The sequence below is a fragment of the Deltaproteobacteria bacterium genome (genome assembly GCA_016875395.1).
Classification (GTDB): domain Bacteria; phylum Myxococcota_A; class UBA9160; order UBA9160; family UBA6930; genus VGRF01.
Window position 1 is genome coordinate 38,530 of the sequence record VGRF01000003.1, and the last position, 14,713, is coordinate 53,242.

General features: G+C 70.5%; 14 protein-coding genes. 6 read left to right on the plus strand and 8 right to left on the minus strand.

What is annotated here, in order from left to right; translation table 11 throughout:
- Nucleotides 1-143 precede the first annotated feature (143 nt).
- A complete protein-coding gene (locus FJ091_03575) occupies nucleotides 144-1,373 on the plus strand; it encodes a cytochrome P450 (GenBank protein ID MBM4382430.1) in 1,230 nt (409 codons plus the stop codon).
- A 95-nt stretch (nucleotides 1,374-1,468) separates the two neighbouring features.
- Nucleotides 1,469-1,945, plus strand: a complete 477-nt coding sequence (locus tag FJ091_03580; GenBank protein ID MBM4382431.1) for a PaaI family thioesterase — start codon at nucleotides 1,469-1,471, stop codon at nucleotides 1,943-1,945.
- A 16-nt stretch (nucleotides 1,946-1,961) separates the two neighbouring features.
- Here the strand turns inward: FJ091_03580 and FJ091_03585 are convergent, their stop codons facing one another.
- The 3 genes from FJ091_03585 to FJ091_03595 form a co-directional block, all read right to left on the minus strand.
- Nucleotides 1,962-3,119, minus strand: a complete 1,158-nt coding sequence (locus FJ091_03585) for an amidohydrolase family protein (GenBank protein MBM4382432.1) — start codon at nucleotides 3,117-3,119, stop codon at nucleotides 1,962-1,964.
- A gap of 63 nt (nucleotides 3,120-3,182) precedes the next feature.
- On the minus strand, nucleotides 3,183-4,664 hold the full coding sequence (locus tag FJ091_03590; protein MBM4382433.1) for a hypothetical protein: 1,482 nt from the start codon (nucleotides 4,662-4,664) through the stop codon (nucleotides 3,183-3,185).
- Between the two features lie 161 nt (nucleotides 4,665-4,825).
- A complete protein-coding gene (locus FJ091_03595; GenBank protein ID MBM4382434.1) occupies nucleotides 4,826-5,443 on the minus strand; it encodes a glutathione S-transferase family protein in 618 nt (205 codons plus the stop codon).
- A 104-nt stretch (nucleotides 5,444-5,547) separates the two neighbouring features.
- Between FJ091_03595 and FJ091_03600 the strand changes: the two genes are divergently transcribed.
- On the plus strand, nucleotides 5,548-5,943 hold the full coding sequence (locus FJ091_03600) for a VOC family protein (protein ID MBM4382435.1): 396 nt from the start codon (nucleotides 5,548-5,550) through the stop codon (nucleotides 5,941-5,943).
- A 36-nt stretch (nucleotides 5,944-5,979) separates the two neighbouring features.
- Nucleotides 5,980-7,065: a Zn-dependent alcohol dehydrogenase gene (locus tag FJ091_03605; protein ID MBM4382436.1), complete on the plus strand. Its 1,086-nt coding sequence runs from the start codon at nucleotides 5,980-5,982 to the stop codon at nucleotides 7,063-7,065.
- Nucleotides 7,066-7,075: 10 nt separating this feature from the next.
- Here FJ091_03605 and FJ091_03610 read toward each other — a convergent pair whose 3' ends face one another.
- Entirely contained in the window at nucleotides 7,076-7,744 is a 669-nt protein-coding gene (locus FJ091_03610; GenBank protein ID MBM4382437.1) for a nitroreductase family protein, read from the minus strand.
- Between the two features lie 83 nt (nucleotides 7,745-7,827).
- On the opposite strand from FJ091_03610, the gene FJ091_03615 reads away from it, so the two are divergent.
- A complete protein-coding gene (locus tag FJ091_03615) occupies nucleotides 7,828-9,771 on the plus strand; it encodes a pyrroloquinoline quinone-dependent dehydrogenase (GenBank protein ID MBM4382438.1) in 1,944 nt (647 codons plus the stop codon).
- Nucleotides 9,772-9,808: 37 nt separating this feature from the next.
- Entirely contained in the window at nucleotides 9,809-10,450 is a 642-nt protein-coding gene (locus FJ091_03620) for a glutathione S-transferase family protein (GenBank protein MBM4382439.1), read from the plus strand.
- A 13-nt stretch (nucleotides 10,451-10,463) separates the two neighbouring features.
- Here the strand turns inward: FJ091_03620 and FJ091_03625 are convergent, their stop codons facing one another.
- The 4 genes from FJ091_03625 to FJ091_03640 form a co-directional block, all read right to left on the minus strand.
- The gene (locus FJ091_03625; protein MBM4382440.1) at nucleotides 10,464-11,561 is read right to left on the minus strand and encodes a phosphotransferase family protein; all 1,098 of its coding nucleotides are present in this window, start codon (nucleotides 11,559-11,561) and stop codon (nucleotides 10,464-10,466) included.
- Nucleotides 11,562-11,700: 139 nt separating this feature from the next.
- Nucleotides 11,701-12,393: a monofunctional biosynthetic peptidoglycan transglycosylase gene (gene mtgA / locus FJ091_03630; protein MBM4382441.1), complete on the minus strand. Its 693-nt coding sequence runs from the start codon at nucleotides 12,391-12,393 to the stop codon at nucleotides 11,701-11,703.
- Nucleotides 12,394-12,501: 108 nt separating this feature from the next.
- Nucleotides 12,502-13,440 carry a cyclase family protein gene (locus tag FJ091_03635; protein MBM4382442.1) on the minus strand — a complete coding sequence of 313 codons (939 nt, stop codon included), beginning with the start codon at nucleotides 13,438-13,440 and terminating at the stop codon, nucleotides 12,502-12,504.
- 83 nt (nucleotides 13,441-13,523) lie between these two features.
- Nucleotides 13,524-14,708, minus strand: a complete 1,185-nt coding sequence (locus FJ091_03640) for a HAMP domain-containing protein (protein MBM4382443.1) — start codon at nucleotides 14,706-14,708, stop codon at nucleotides 13,524-13,526.
- Nucleotides 14,709-14,713 lie beyond the last annotated feature (5 nt).

Consider the following 14,713-nt stretch of genomic DNA (forward strand, 5'->3'; position numbering starts at 1 on the left):
GCGTTCATGCGGCGCACCCAGGTTGCGGGGGCTGCCTCACGCATCGCGCGAGCATATGCCGCCAACAGCAGAGAGACGCTCGTCGCGGAGCTGGCTCGCGCTCCTCGATTCCGCGAAGTTCGCATCGCGCTGCCGAGGTGCCCATGCTGCGAACTCCCCAAGCCGAGCCGTCGTGGCACGGCGTCGATCCTGAGAGCCCGAATGCCGAGCGCTGGGACGACCCGTTCCCGTCGCTCGCGTGGTTCCGCGCACGCGCGCCGGTGAACCACACGCCCGCGCAGCTGTGGCGCGTGTACCGCTACGCCGACTGCGTGCGCGTGCTGCGCGAGCTGCCGTGCGGCGTGCGTCGCACGGACGGGACGGCACCGGGCAACGCGATGGGCGGAGGCGGGAGCAACGGCGCGGGCGGGCAGTTCATGCTGCAGCAGGATCCGCCCACGCACACGCGGCTGCGCAAGCTCGTCGCGAAGGCCTTCACACCGCGCGCGGCGGAGAAGCTGCGGCCGCGCGCCCGGGAGATCGTGCGCGGGCTCGTCGACGAGGCGATCGAGCAGCGCGAGTTCGACCTGATCGCCGGGCTCGCGCTGCCGCTCCCGAGCCAGCTTATCTGCGAGATGCTCGGCGTGCCGAGCGCCGACCGCGCGCGCTTCACGCGCTGGACCGGGGTGGCGACGCACTTGTTGCGGGGCTCCTATCTCGCTGGCGAGGAGCGCGCGCGCGTCGAGGCGACCGTGCAGGAGCTCGCCGGTTACTTCAACGCGCTGATCGAAGAGCGCCGCAAGCACCTCGGCGACGACCTGATCTCGACGTTGATTCGCGCCGAGGAAGCCGGTGACCAGCTCTCGCCGACCGAGCTGCTGATTCAGAGCATCGGCCTGCTGGTCGCGGGCTTCGAGACGACGATCGGCCTGATCGGGCTCGGCGCGAAGAACCTGATCGATCATCCCGATCAGCAGGAGCGCCTGCGGCGCGATCCGTCCCTAACAAGCTCAGCGATCGAGGAGTGCCTGCGCTTCGAAGGCCCGATCGGGATGACGACGCGCGTGCTGCACGCGGACGCGAACCTCGATGTCCGCACGATCCCGGCGAACACGACGCTGTGGCTCTCGCTGTGGAGCGCGAACCGCGACCCCGCGCAGTTCCCGAACCCCGACGCCTTCGACGTCGCGCGCACACCGAATCCGCACCTCGCCTTCGGCGCGGGTACGCACGCGTGCCTCGGCATGCACCTCGCGCGCATGGAGGCGCAGGAGGCGCTCGGCGCGCTGGTCGCGCGCACGAAGTCGCTCGCGCGCGACGCGGCGCCCCTCGCCTGGGGCGCCTCGGTGTTCCGTGTGCCGGCGGCGCTGCGCGTGCGGGCGGAACTCGCGTAGCGCAGGACGGGGGAGCCAATTCGGCCCGGCCGGAATGGCGCCTGTCGGCGGGCGTCCGGCAGCGTGCGGTGGCGTGTCGCTAGCGTGCCCGGCCGATGAGCACGAAGCCGCACGAGGCGAAGTTGCCCGAGTTCCCCGAAGGCTTGCGGCGCGTGTTCGCCGAGCGGGCGGCGGGGCGGCTGATGGGGCGCGGGCATCCCGTCGGCGACTACCTCGAGGCGTACGAGTGGGAGCTACTCGAGGAGCGCGACGGCTTCTTGCGCCTGCGCGTCCATCTCCCGCCGCAGGTGCGCAACCCGCGCGGGGACTTGTTCGGCGGCTTCACGCCCACCTACGTCGACCTCGTCGCGCTGCTCACCTATCGCGCGGGGCAGCCGCCGACTTCGCCGCGCGGCTGGCTGCACACGATGAACATGCGCATCGACTACTTCGAGCCGATCCAGGACGGCTTCTTCATCGAGAGCGAAGTGATCCGCAAGCGCGGGCGCAACGGCTGGATCGAGACGCGCTTCCTCGACGGCCACGGCACGCTGCTCGTGTTCGCCCTGACGACCCTGCGCGCCGCGGAGTAACCCGCGACGCCGAGCGTCAGCTCGCTGCGCTTGCCGGGAATAGCGTGGCGAAGTTGCGCGCGAAGAAGCCCGCGCGCGCGTCTTCGCCGAGCGCCGCGGTCGACTCCTCGAAGCGCCCGATCGGATCGCGCCCGCCCTCGGCGTGCGGGTAGTCGGACGAGAAGAGGTAGAGCTCCGGCGACGACTCGCGCACGAGCTCGGCCACGTCCTCGAACGGATACGGCGTGAAGCGCAGCTGCGCGCGGATCTGCTGCGACGGCGTGCGCTTCATCTGCGCGAGGTGCGGCTCGGACTTCGCCCAGATCGCCGCCGCGTGATCGAGGCGCCGGATCATGTCGGGCACCCAGCCGGCGCCAATCTCGATCGCGCCGCCGCGCAGCGCGGGGAACTTCTCGAGCACGCCGTCGAGCACGAGCGCCGAGAGGAAGCGGTGCGCGCCGTGGTGGATCACCGTGAGGTCCTTCGAGCCGATCACCTCCGCGCCGCCGCGCGCCGTCTTTCGTTCGGGGTGGCCGTCGTTCATCCACGGCGCGGGAATCGAAAGCGGCGAGCTGCCGACGTGGAGGATGAACGGGAGCGCGCGCTCCGCGAGCGTGGCCCAGATGCGGTCGTGCGCGGGGTGACCGGGCGAGCGCCCGCCCGGCGCGTCGGCGGAGATCCAGATCGCGCCGAGGCCGAGCGCGCTGGCGTGCTCGATCTCGGCGAGCGCCCGCTCGGGATCGTCGAGCGGCACCATCGCGACGCCGATCAAGCGCTCATCCGCGTCGCAGAACTCGGCCATCGCACGGTTGTGTGCGCGCGCGGTCGCGTACGCGGCTTCGAGCGGCGCCTCGAAGATGAGGCGCGCGCAGAACGAGGAGAACACGACCTGCGCGCGAAAGCCGAGCAGATCGAGCGCGCGGCCCCGCTCTGAGCCGCTGAACGCGCCGAGCGCCGCGTGCCACTTCGGTCCGCGCGTGAGGCGATCGCCGAGCTTCTCGAGCTCGGCGACGACCTCGGGCGCGTGGCCGCGCTGGCCCGAGAACGCGCCCGGATCGAACTGTCCGGTTGTTACGGACGCGAGCGATGGCAGCAGCTCGCGCGTCTTCGCGTCGGCGTGGCGCGACAAGAAGTCGGGCAGCTCCATCAGGTGGCTGTCCGCGTCGAAGATGACCCGCTCGCCTGCGTAGCTCATTGCGCGGCCTCCGATCCGCGCATTCTGCAACGCCGGAGAGCGTGCGGGCGAATTCGTTCGCGCTCAGCCGAGCCCGATCTCGCGGTCGCTCGCGATGCGCACGCGCGCGCCCACGAGATCTTCGTGCGCGAAGCGTTCCGCGAGCGCGGCGTTGCTGGCCCGCGCCCAGGTGCGCGCGCCGCGCGGCGTGCGGCAGGCGATCGCGGCGCGCGAGAGGCGCCCCGCGTCGGCGAGCACTGTGAACGCCTCGATCTCCGCGTCGCCCGTATAGCCCTGCTCGTACGCGCGCTGCGGCATGGCGCGCACGTCGTCCGCCAGGTCCGCGAACGCGAAGCCGCCAGCGAGCGGCTCGCAGCCGTACACGCCGGCCGCGTGCTTCGAGAAGTTCCCGCCGACCGCGGTGACGAGCGCGCGTGCACCGGCGCTCTCGCGCAGGCGCGCGAACACCGTTGCGATCGCGTGCAGCACGTAGTTGTTGAGCGGACCGCCGCCGTAGGTGAGTCCGCCGGTCACGGTCAGCTCGCGCTCGAGCGGAATCGCCAGTGCCTCGGCGGTGAACTGCACGGGCGCGGGAAAGCACGAGTAGAAGTCGAGGAAGTCCGCGCGCATCGGATCGAGCGCCGCGAGCTCGCAGGCGCGCTGCGCGACGAGCGCGAGCGGTGGCTCGGCGGCGAGGCTCTCGCGCTCCGAAATCTGGCGCACCACCACGGCCTCCGCGCTCGCCTGTGGGAACACCCAGCGCGCCTCGGCAATGCCGAGCCGGCCCGCGCGTTCGGCGGACGTGAGGATCAGCCCCGCGGCTTGGTCGACGACCATGTTCGCGACGAGCAGCTTCGTGTACGGCGCCGCGACCCACGGGTTGTCAGGGCTCGGCGTCGCGATCTCCTCCGCGCTCGGCGCGCGGCGGATCCAGGCGTGCGGATTGCGCGATGCGACCCGCGCGTTGCGTGCCCACATCTCCGAGATGCGCCGGCGATGCGCGGCGACACTCAGCCCGTAGCGATGCCGCATCGCCGTCTCGAACACGGCGAAGCAGGCCGCGGGCGTGACGAGCCCCGCGTCGCCGTCGGGCCGGCCGCGCCACTCGGCCTCGCTGACGTGCACGCCGATCGTGCGATCGGGCGCGCCCTCCGCGCGACTGCGCTCGGGCTTCGCGCCCGCACGGCGTACTCGGCGCGCGCTGTGCTCCGCTTCGCCGCCCGCGATCAGCACGACGTCGCGTTTCCCTGCTGCGATCGCGCGGGCTGCATCCGCGACGAACTGCTGCGAGGTCGTGCCGCTGATCAGCCCGAGCACGCTCTCGGCGCGCGCGCCGAAGCGCTGCGCGAGCCAGCGCGCCGGATCGCCGTAGTGACTGAGTCCCGCGCACACCGCGATGCAGTCTGCGTCCGCGAGCAGCTGCGGCGCGCCCGCGTCTTCCGCCGCGGCGCGCAGCGCCTCCTCCATCAGCGCGAGCGGCTCACGCGCGCGCAGCGGATCCTCCGCGCGCTGCACGATCTGCGCGGCGCCAACGAGAATGGGTGTGCGATCGGGGATGCGCGTCACGACGATCTCTGGGGGCTGGGGGATGCGTTGGGGTCAGACCCTGCGTAGCTGCGTCCCTCGGGGCGAGGGGTCAGACCCTGCAAAGTTGCGCCCCGCGGGACGCAGGGTCTGACCCTCCGTAGTTGCGGCTTCATCGCACACGCCCCGACCTGCCGCTCCGGTCAGCTCCGCTTCGCGTTCGCGCGCACGGCCGCCTCTCGCGCGTTCGCGCGCTCGAGCCACGCGGCGACGTTCGGGAACGCCGCCGCGTCGAAGGCCTTCATCTTCCAGCCGAGCGTGAGCACGGCCGCGATGTTGAGGTCCGCGATCGTGAAGCCGCCGCCGAGGACGTGCTGTTTGCCGGCGAGCGCGCCGTTCAGCACTGCGAGTGGCTTCGGCAGCGCCTCCACCGCGGCCTTCGCCTTCGCTGCGTCGCGCATCGGCTCGGGCAGCATCCGCGAGTTCAGCAGGTGCGCGATCACGTGCGGCTCGAGCTCGTTCGCCGTCCACAGCGACCACTGGATCGCGCGCGACTGATCGTCGGCGGACGCGGGCCAGAGCCCGTTCTCGACGCCATACTTGCGCGCGAGGTGAAGGTTGATCGCGAGCGACTCGAACAGGATCAGGCCATCGTCGTCGAGTGCGGGCACGCGGCCGTTCGGGTTTACCGCGAGGTATTCGGGCTTCTTGTTGTCGCCCGTGAAGCTCACCGGCACGAGCTCGTAGGGAACCCCGAGCTCTTCGAGCGCCCAGATGCAGCGCCCCGCGCGCGAGGTCGGCACGCCGTACAGCTTGATCACGGGGGTCTCCTTCGTGGAAGGCGCGGCACGGTACGCCGACGGACCGCGCGCAGCGAGGGCGGGACGCGTGATACGGTCGCGTCACTCGTCAACGGGGGACGCGCATGAAGATCACCCGCATCAACCACATGGCCTACAACGTCGCCGGCAAAGTCGCCGAGGCGCGCGAGTTCTACACGAAGCTGCTCGGCATCCCCGAAGTGCCGATCTCGTTCCCAGGCCGCGAGCCGGTGTTCGGCTCCGCAATGGGGCTCTGGGTCGAGCACGCCGGCGTGCAGATGCACCTGATCGGCGTGGAGAAGAAGGGCGAGCTGCGCGAGCCCGTCAACACGCACGTCTCCTGGTACGTCGCCGATCTCGATGAAGCGATCGCGGAGATCGGCGGCGCCGGCATCGAGATGCGCGACATGACGATCGGCAGCGTTCGCATCGTGTGGATCGCGGACCCCACCGGCAACACGATCGAGCTGCAGCAGGATCCTGCGCACGCGAGCGCTTAGCGCCGCCTCAGTAACAACTCAGTCCAAGGAGCCCCCATGCGAGCCGCCGTCCTCCGCGCCTACCACCAGCCGCTCTCGATCGAAGAGATCCAGATCGACGACCCGGGCCCGCGCGAGGTGCGCATCAAGACCGTCGCGTGCGGCGTCTGCCACAGCGATCTGCACGTGCTCGAAGGCGCGCTACCGGTGCCGCCGCCGTGCGTGCTCGGCCACGAGCCCGCGGGCATCGTGCTCGCGGTCGGCAGCCAAGTCACGCACGTGAAGCCCGGCGACCACGTGATCGGCTGCCTCAGCGCGTTCTGCGGCAACTGCTACTACTGCCTGCGCGGCGAGCCGAACCTCTGCGGCGGCACCGCGACGATGCGCGCGCGCGACGCGAAGCCGCGCCTCAGCAAGGGCAACGAGACGATCTTCCAGATGGCGCACCTTTCCGCGTTCGCGGAAGAAATGCTCGTGCCAGAGACCGCGGTGGTGAAGATCAACCCCGAGATGCCGCTCGACCGCGCCGCCCTGATCGGCTGCGGCGTAACAACTGGCGTCGGCGCCGCGCTCAACACCGCGCAGGTGCGCCCGGGCGACACGGTCGCGGTGATCGGCTGCGGCGGCGTTGGCCTCAGCGCGATCCAAGGCGCCCGCATCGGCGGCGCGTCGCGCATCATCGCGGTCGACACCGCGGCGTGGAAGCTCGAGCTCGCGCAGAAGCTCGGCGCGACCGACGGCATCGACGCGAGCAAGGGCGACCCCGTCGCGCAGCTGATGGCGAAGGCGCCCGGCGGCGTCGACTACGCGTTCGAGTGCATCGGCACGCCCGGGACTTGCCGCCAAGCCGTGATGATGGCGCGCAAGGGCGGCGCCGCGGTGTTCGTGGGCGTCGTGCCTGCCGGCGTCGACGTGCCGCTCGCCGGCCTCGACATCGTGCTGCAAGGCAAGCGCATCCTCGGCTCGATGATGGGCGGCAACCGCTTCCGCATCGACATGCCGAAGTACGTGAACTTCTACCTCGACGGCCGCCTCAAGCTCGACGAGATGATCTCGGGCCGCATCAAGCTCGACGAGATCAACACCGCGTTCGCGGACATGAAGGCGGGCAAGGTGGCACGGCAGGTAATCATGTTCGCGTGAGTGCGAACGCTCACCACTGATTCACGTGCAGCACGCCGTCCAGCGGCTTGCGCGGCGCGGGCTTGAAGTCGGTGCCCTTCGTGTAGGCGATCGGGATCAGCGCGCACTGCGCGACGCTCGCGAAGTCGATGCCGAGGATCTTCGCCGCCTCCTGCTCGTGGAATAGATGCAGCGTGGTCCAGCACGTGCCGAGGCCGCGCGCGCGGGCGGCGAGCATGAAGCTCCACACCGCGGGCAACAGGGAACCGAGCGTGGCCGAGGCCATCATGTTGATCATCGGACCCGCGCCTGCGTCGAGTCGCCCCATGAGGCACGGGATCAAGAAGGCGGGCGCCTTCTCGAGGTTGTACGCGAGGTACTCGGCGGACGAGACCACGCGCTCCTGAATCTCCTTCATCGACGGGTCGTGCGCGTGCACGTGGTGTGCGGCGATCGGCATCTTTTCGTAGACGGCCCACGCCTTGCGGTAGAGCTCGGCCAGCGCGGCGCGCTTCGCGGCGTCGGTGACGACCACGAACTGCCAGCCCTGCGCGTTGCTGCCGGTCGGCGCTTGCAGCGCGATCTCAAGGCACTCGCGGATCACGCTCAGCTCGACGGGGCGAGTGAAGTCGAGGCGCTTGCGCACCGCGCGCGTCGTGGTGAGCAGCTCGTCGGGCGTGAGGGGCAACGTCTTCGTCATGGCATCTCCGTTCGTGTGAAGCGGCGCAGCGTATCGCGCGGCGCTCTGCGAATCTGCGCCCCTTCTTTCGCCAGGGAGCCCCGATGTTTCGCCGCGCCTCGCTCGTCGTTCTCGCCGCACTCGCACTCGCTTGCTCCGAGAGCACACCCGATCTCACGGGCCCGATCGAGGGCTGGAGCGCGTACGGAAACGACGCCGGCGGCTCGCGTTACTCGAAGCTGACACAAATCACGCCCGACAACGTGGGCGACCTCGAGCTCGCGTGGATTCATCGCTCGGGCGACGTGCTCGACGGCACGGGCGGCTTCAGCAAGAGCTCGCTGCAAGTGACGCCGATCATCGCCGCCGGCTCGCTCGTGTACTGCTCGCCCCGTAACAAGGTGTTCGCGCTCGATCCCGAGACCGGCGCAGAGCGTTGGCGCTTCGATCCCGCGGTCGATGCGAAGGGCTTCTACATTCTCAACTGCCGAGGCGTCTCGCAGTGGACGGACCCGAGCGCCGTGTTCGGCGCTGCGTGCCGCGAGCGCATCGTGATGGGCACGATCGACGCGCGCCTGATCGAACTCGACGCACGCACGGGCAAGCCGTGCGCGGAGTTTGGAGCTGGCGGCACCGTCGATCTGGCGGCGGGCATCGGCGATGCGAAGCCGGGTGAGTACGGCGTGACGTCGCCGCCCGTGATCGTGCGCGATCGCATCGTCACGGGCACGATGGTGCTCGACTCGCGTCGCGTGGATGCACCGAGCGGCGTCGTGCGCGCCTACGACGTGCGCACGGGCGCGCTCGCCTGGGCGTGGGACCCCATTCCGCCGGAGCACCCCGGCCTCGCGCCGCGCGGCGAAGGCGTGCTCTACAAGCGCGGCACGACGAACGCGTGGAGCGCGCTCTCGGTCGACCTCGAGCGCGGCCTCGTCTACGTGCCGACCGGCAACACCTCGCCGGATTACTACGGTGGCCACCGCGAAGGCGCGGACGCGTACTCGGCGTCGATCGTCGCGCTCGACGTGAACGACGGCCGCGTGGCTTGGCACTTCCAAACCGTGCATCACGACATCTGGGACTACGACATCGCCTCGCAGCCGGTGCTGTTCGACTTCCGCGGCGAAGGCGGCGCGCAGCCCGGCCTGATCGCACCGACGAAGCTCGGCATGCTGTTCTTCCTGAACCGCGAGACGGGTGCCCCGCTCTTCCCGATCGAGGAGCGCCCCGTGCCGCAAGAAGGCGCGGTTCCCGGCGAGTACCTCGCTCCGACGCAGCCGTTCACCACGAAGCCCGAGCCGCTGCACCCGTTCGAGTTCGGCCCGGACGACGCGTTCGGGTTCACGCCGATCGACAAGGCCGCGTGCCGCAGGCAGATCGAAGCGCTGCGCCACGACGGGATCTACACGCCGCCGAGCCTCGAAGGCTCGGTGCAGTATCCGGGCTACGTCGGCGGCATGAACTGGGGCAGCGTGGCGGTCGATCCGCATCGCCGCGTCGTCGTGACGAACGTGCAGCGCATCGCGGGCCGCATTCAGCTCGTCCCGCAGGAAGATGTGGCCTCACACGCGACGGAGAATCCGTTCGGCATCGAACCGCAGGCGGGCTCGCCCTACGCGCTCGATCGCATGCCGCTGCTCTCGCCGTTCGGCGCGCCGTGCACGCCGCCGCCGTGGGGCCAGCTCATCGCGATCGACACCGTGACGGGCGAGAAGAAGTGGGAGGTCACGCTCGGCACGACGCGCGACCAAGCGCCGTTCCCGATCTGGTTGCCGATCGGCACGCCGAACATCGGCGGCCCGATCGCCACCGCGAGTGGCCTCGTGTTCATCGGCGCCACCACGGATTTCTACCTGCGCGCGTTCTCCACCGAGACCGGCGAAGAAGTCTGGAAGCGCCGCCTGCCGACGGGCGCGCACGCGACGCCGATGACGTATCGCTTGACGCCGACGGGCCGGCAGTTCGTGGTCGTGGCCGCCGGCGGCCACGGCATTCTCGGCACGCCGCCGAACGACGCGCTGATGGCGTTCGCGTTGCCGCAGCCGTAGCGCGCGCGTGCCGCTCGATCGAGGCAGAGGGGCCCGCATGAAGCTCTACGCGCGCCGCACTTCCTCGAACTGCCAGAAAGTGCTGTGGTTCCTTGGCGAGTTCGGCGTCGACTACGAGCTCGTCGCGACCGGTGGCGATGCGGGCGGGCTCGATGCGCCGTCCTATCGCGCGCTCAACCCGAACGGGCGCGTGCCAACGCTCGTGGATGGCGACGTCGCGATCTGGGAGTCGCACACCATCCTCCGGTACCTCGCGGCGAAGCTCGCACCCGAGCGCTTCTGGGTGAGTGACCCCGCCGAGCGCAGCCGCTTCGAGCGCTGGATGGACTGGTCGCAGGCGCAGCTCGACGCGGCGTTCATGGACCTGTTCTGGGGGCACTGGCGCACGCCCGCGGCGCAGCGAAACGTCGCGCAGAACGGGCTCCTGCTCGCGCGCTGCCGCCATTACATGCGCATCCTCGACCGTGCGCTCGCGGGGCGCCGCTTCTTGTTGGGCGACGCGCTGTCGCTCGCCGACGTTCCCGTCGGCGCGCTGATGTACCGCTACACCAACCTCGACGTCACGGATGAGCTGCTGCCGAACGTCGCGCGCGGGTATGCCGCGCTGTGCGAGCGCGAGCCCTTCCGCACGCACGTGATGCTGCCCTTCGACGAGCTGAAGGGGTGCCTGGCGTACTGAGCCGCGTCGACGGCTACGGCCGTAACAACTCCTGCGGATGCGGCGCGCCGAGCAGCTTCGCCGTGAGCTCCGTGACGGTGTTGTTCTGCTCCATCGCGCGGCTCTGCTCCGCGGTCATCAGGCCGTAGTGCAGCAGCTGCTGCGCGATGCGCATCATCACCACGCCGAAGCGGAAGCCCGCGAACACCTGGTAGTAGTGCAGGTGCTTCACGCGGTGGCCCGAGAGCGCTTCGTAGTGCGCCATCGCTTCGTCGTAGCTCGGGAAGCCCGCGAGCCGCGGCGTGTTGATCCCCTCGCTGTGGTGGCGGTCGAGGAACACGGCCCAGCCGAGATCCTTCTCGGGGCTGCCGACCGTCACCATCTCCCAGTCGAGCACCGCGGCCACGCGCGTGCCGTCGAAGAGGATGTTTCCGATGCGCGCGTCGCCCCAGACGAGGCCGTTGGGCTCGCCGCTCGGCTCGTTCGCTTCGAGCCACGCGAGCGCGCGCTCGATGATCGGCTGCTCGCGGCCCGCGGCCGCCCACGCGAAGTAATTACGGTAGAAGGCGAGCTCCTGCTCGAGCCCGTTCGCGAAGCCCGGCTTGCGCAGAAAGCCGAAGCCCGTCTTCTCCACGTCGAGGCGATGAATCTTCGCCATCGCCTCGAAGCCGCCGAGGAAGATCGCGCGGCGCTCTTCGGGCGAGATCTCGTGCATCCAGCCGCCCGCGTGATACGGCGGCTGGTCGGTGGGCACCCGCCCGTTCACGCACGCCATCACGTAGAACGGCGCGCCGAAGACTTCGGTGTCGCGCTCCGCGAGCCAGAGCGCCCGCGGCACCGGCACGTCGGTGCGGCCGAGCAGCTGCATCGTGCGGAACTGCAGGCCCATGTCGTACTCGGGGAACACCTGATATCCGATCGGCTGCACGCGCACGACGAGCGACTCGCTGCGCTGCGCCCCGCGCTCGCTCCAGGTCGCCTCGCACAGCAGCGTCTCGTTCGAGAAGCCGCTGCTCGTCGGCGAGGTCAGCGGCGTGATCGCGACGTCGCTCGCGCCCGGAATCGTGCGGGCGAGCCAGTCGCGGAATTTCCTGCCGTCGGTCTCGAGATCGCGCTTCCAGTGCGTGGGCATCGGAGCTCCTGCGAATGCGGCGCGCGACCGTAGGTGGATTGGAAACGATGCGCGAGCAACCGGTCCCGGGAGCTCGCAGCGCACTTCGCACTCCCGGTTGGCTCCGCTCGGCTGCACCTCGCTGCGCGCTTCGCTCGCGTCAGTCGAGCCCCGCGAGGTGCTCTTGCCCGAGCTGCCGCATCTGCTGCTCGATCCAGCGCGCGCGCCGCTGCGTGTAGGGGCCCGGCGCGCTCGCGCGCATCTTCTTCGGGCTCGGCAGCACGGCGGCGAGCGTCGTCGCTTGGCGCGCGGTGAGCTTGCTCGCGCTGCGGCCGAAGAACTTCTGCGACGCCGCCTCCACGCCGTACACGCCGTCGCCGAGCTCCGCGACGTTCAGATAGACCTCGAGGATGCGTCGCTTCGGCCAGGCCGTTTCGATCGCGACGGTGAAGTAGACCTCGAGTCCCTTGCGCAGCCAGCTGCGCTCGTGCCAGAGGAAGAGATTCTTCGCGACCTGCTGCGAGATCGTGCTGGCGCCGCGCTTGCGCTCGCTCTTGCGGTTGTGCTTCGCCGCCTTTCCGATCGCCTCGAAGTCGAAGCCGTCGTGCTCCGGGAAGCGCTGGTCCTCCGCTGCGACGACCGCGAAGCGCATCGCGGGTGCGATCTCGTCCCAATCGACCCACTCGTGCGCAATCCAGCCCTCGCCCGAGAACAGCCGCGCGAAGCCGTCGCGCAGCATGATGCTGCTCGCCAGCGGGTCGACGACGCGGAAGCACGCGACGGGCGCGAGCGGACCCAACAGCGCGAGCAGCAGCGCCGTCGCGAGCCAGCGCCGCCCGCTCCAGCGCGGCAGGCGCGAGAGCCAGCGGCCCCGCGCCGCGAACACGCGGCGCTGCCGTGGCCGCAGCGGCCTCGCTCGATCGAACAGCCCCACCTCGCGCCTCCTCGGTGGCGCGTACGTTTATCGGATCGCGATGGGATTGATCACCGCCTGCACCGCGCCCTTGAACTTGGGCTGGCCGAGCACGAACAGGAACTCGTGCGCGCCGTCCGCCGCGAGCTCGTTCGTGAACATGTTCTCGAGGATGTAGACGCCGTTCTTCGCGAGCAGCGTCTGGTGCACGTCGAACGGCCGGTTCGGGTTCTCGAACGGGATCACTTCGAGCCCCATCGTGTCCGCGCCCACCGCCACCACGCCGAGATCGGCGAGGTACTGCGCGCCCTCCACACCCAACCCCGGGTGCAGCAGCTTCGCGTAGTCGGGGTTCGCCGCGACGTCCTTCTGCCAACCCGAGTGGAAGATCACGACGTCGCCCTTGCCGATCGGCGCGAGCTTCTGGCGCTTCACGGCCGCGTCGATCTCAGACTTGTTATAGGCCGTGCCCGCGGGTACGCGGTCCATGCCCTTCAGCGCGGCCATGTCGAGCAGCACGCCGCGCGTGGCGATCGGCGGCACCGTGTCGGTGCCGAGCTGCTGGAGACCGCCGGGCTGCACGAAGTCCTGCGCGCGCAGGCCGTTGTAGTAGCGGTGGTTCACGCCGAGGTGGCCGAGGCCGTCGAGCTGCGAGCCGATGCCCAAGTAGGTCATCAGGATGTCGTCGTTGACCGTGAGGAGGTTCTCGCCGCTGGCGCTGCCGGTGCCGTCGTTCGACTGCGTTACCACGATGCCGAACTTGCGCGGCGGATAGGCGAGCGAGTCCGGGCCGGTCGTCATGCCGAGCGAGTACGTCTTGCCCGTCTTCACGAGCTTGGCGGCGCGCTTCGTTCCGTCGGCCGACAGGTTGTTCGCCGCGCCGATGCGGTCGTCCGCGCCGTAGCGCGACGGGTACCACGAGTCCTGCGCGAGCGCGGATGCTGTTACGGAGAAGGCGGCGATTGCGGCGAGCGCGAAGCGAAGCATGCGGGCCTCCAAGGGCGTGAGGTGTGAACGGGCGCGCGGAGTAAAGCGCATCTCGATGGCGGGTTTCGAGAGCACGCTGCGCGCTACTTCGAGTCGAGCGCGTGCACCGCGTCCCAGTCCGCGGGCGGCGGGGCTGTCGCGAACGCCTGCGCGCGGTCGCGCAGCAGCTCCGCCGCGGCGTCGGGCGCGCACGCGGCGAAGTCGCGCGCTGCCGCCGCGAACTCGCGTGCGCGGTAGTGCGCGAACGCCTGCGCCGTGCGCGCGACGAGTGCGCGCTGCGCCTCGCTCGCAGCGCCCGCGGGCGCGAGCGGCTCGTACAGGCGCACCGGCTGCGCGCGGCCCACGACGCGCACGCAGTCGACTTCGCGCGCGAGGATCGCGTCGCCGGCCTGCGCGCGCGTCGTCTCGGAGATGAGGATGCGCGTGCCGTACTGCTTGTTCGCGCTCTCGAGCCGCGCGGCGAGGTTCATCGCGTCGCCGACCGCGCGGTACGCGCGGCGCTCTTGGCTGCCGATCTCGCCCACCACGAGCGCTCCTGTGTGCAGGCCGATGCGGAAGCGCGGGCTCGGCAGGCCCGCGGCCTGCCAGCTCGCCGCGAGTCGCTCCAGCGCGTCGCGACACGCGAGCGCGGCGAGGCACGCCCTCACGGCATGGTCTGGCTGCGGCATCGGCGCGCCCCAGTACGCGACGACGCCATCGCCCACGAACTCGTTCACCGTGTCATCGCGCGCGAGTACCGCGCGGCACACCGTCTCGAAGTACTCGTTGAGGCGCGCCACGATCTCTTGCGCACCGAGCTTCTCGGCGAGGCTGGTGAAGCCGCCGATGTCGATGAAGCCCACGGTGAGCTCGCGCGCGACGCCGCCGACGGGCGCGAGCTCGGGGTGGCGCAGGATCTCCGCCGCGACTTCCTTCGACACGTAGCGCTCGAACGTGCGGCGCAGGCGATCCCGCTCGCGCAGGCCGCGCGTCATCTCGTTGAACGCGTCGCCGAGCTCGCCGAGCTCGTCCGGAGAGGCGATGCGCACCTCGGCGTCGAGCTCGCCGGCGCCGATGCGGCGCGCGGCCTTGGCGAGCGCGCGCACCGGCGTCGTGATGCCGCGCGCGATCGTGAATGCCGCTGCGAGCGAGGCAGCGAGAATCACCGCCACGACCGCGAGCAGCGACGTGCGCATGCTGCGCACGAACGCGCGCTCCTCGGCGTAGGACGCGATCAGCACGAACTCGGCGGTGGGCGCGTGCGCGATGGAGACGGGCGTGGTGCGCACCCAGT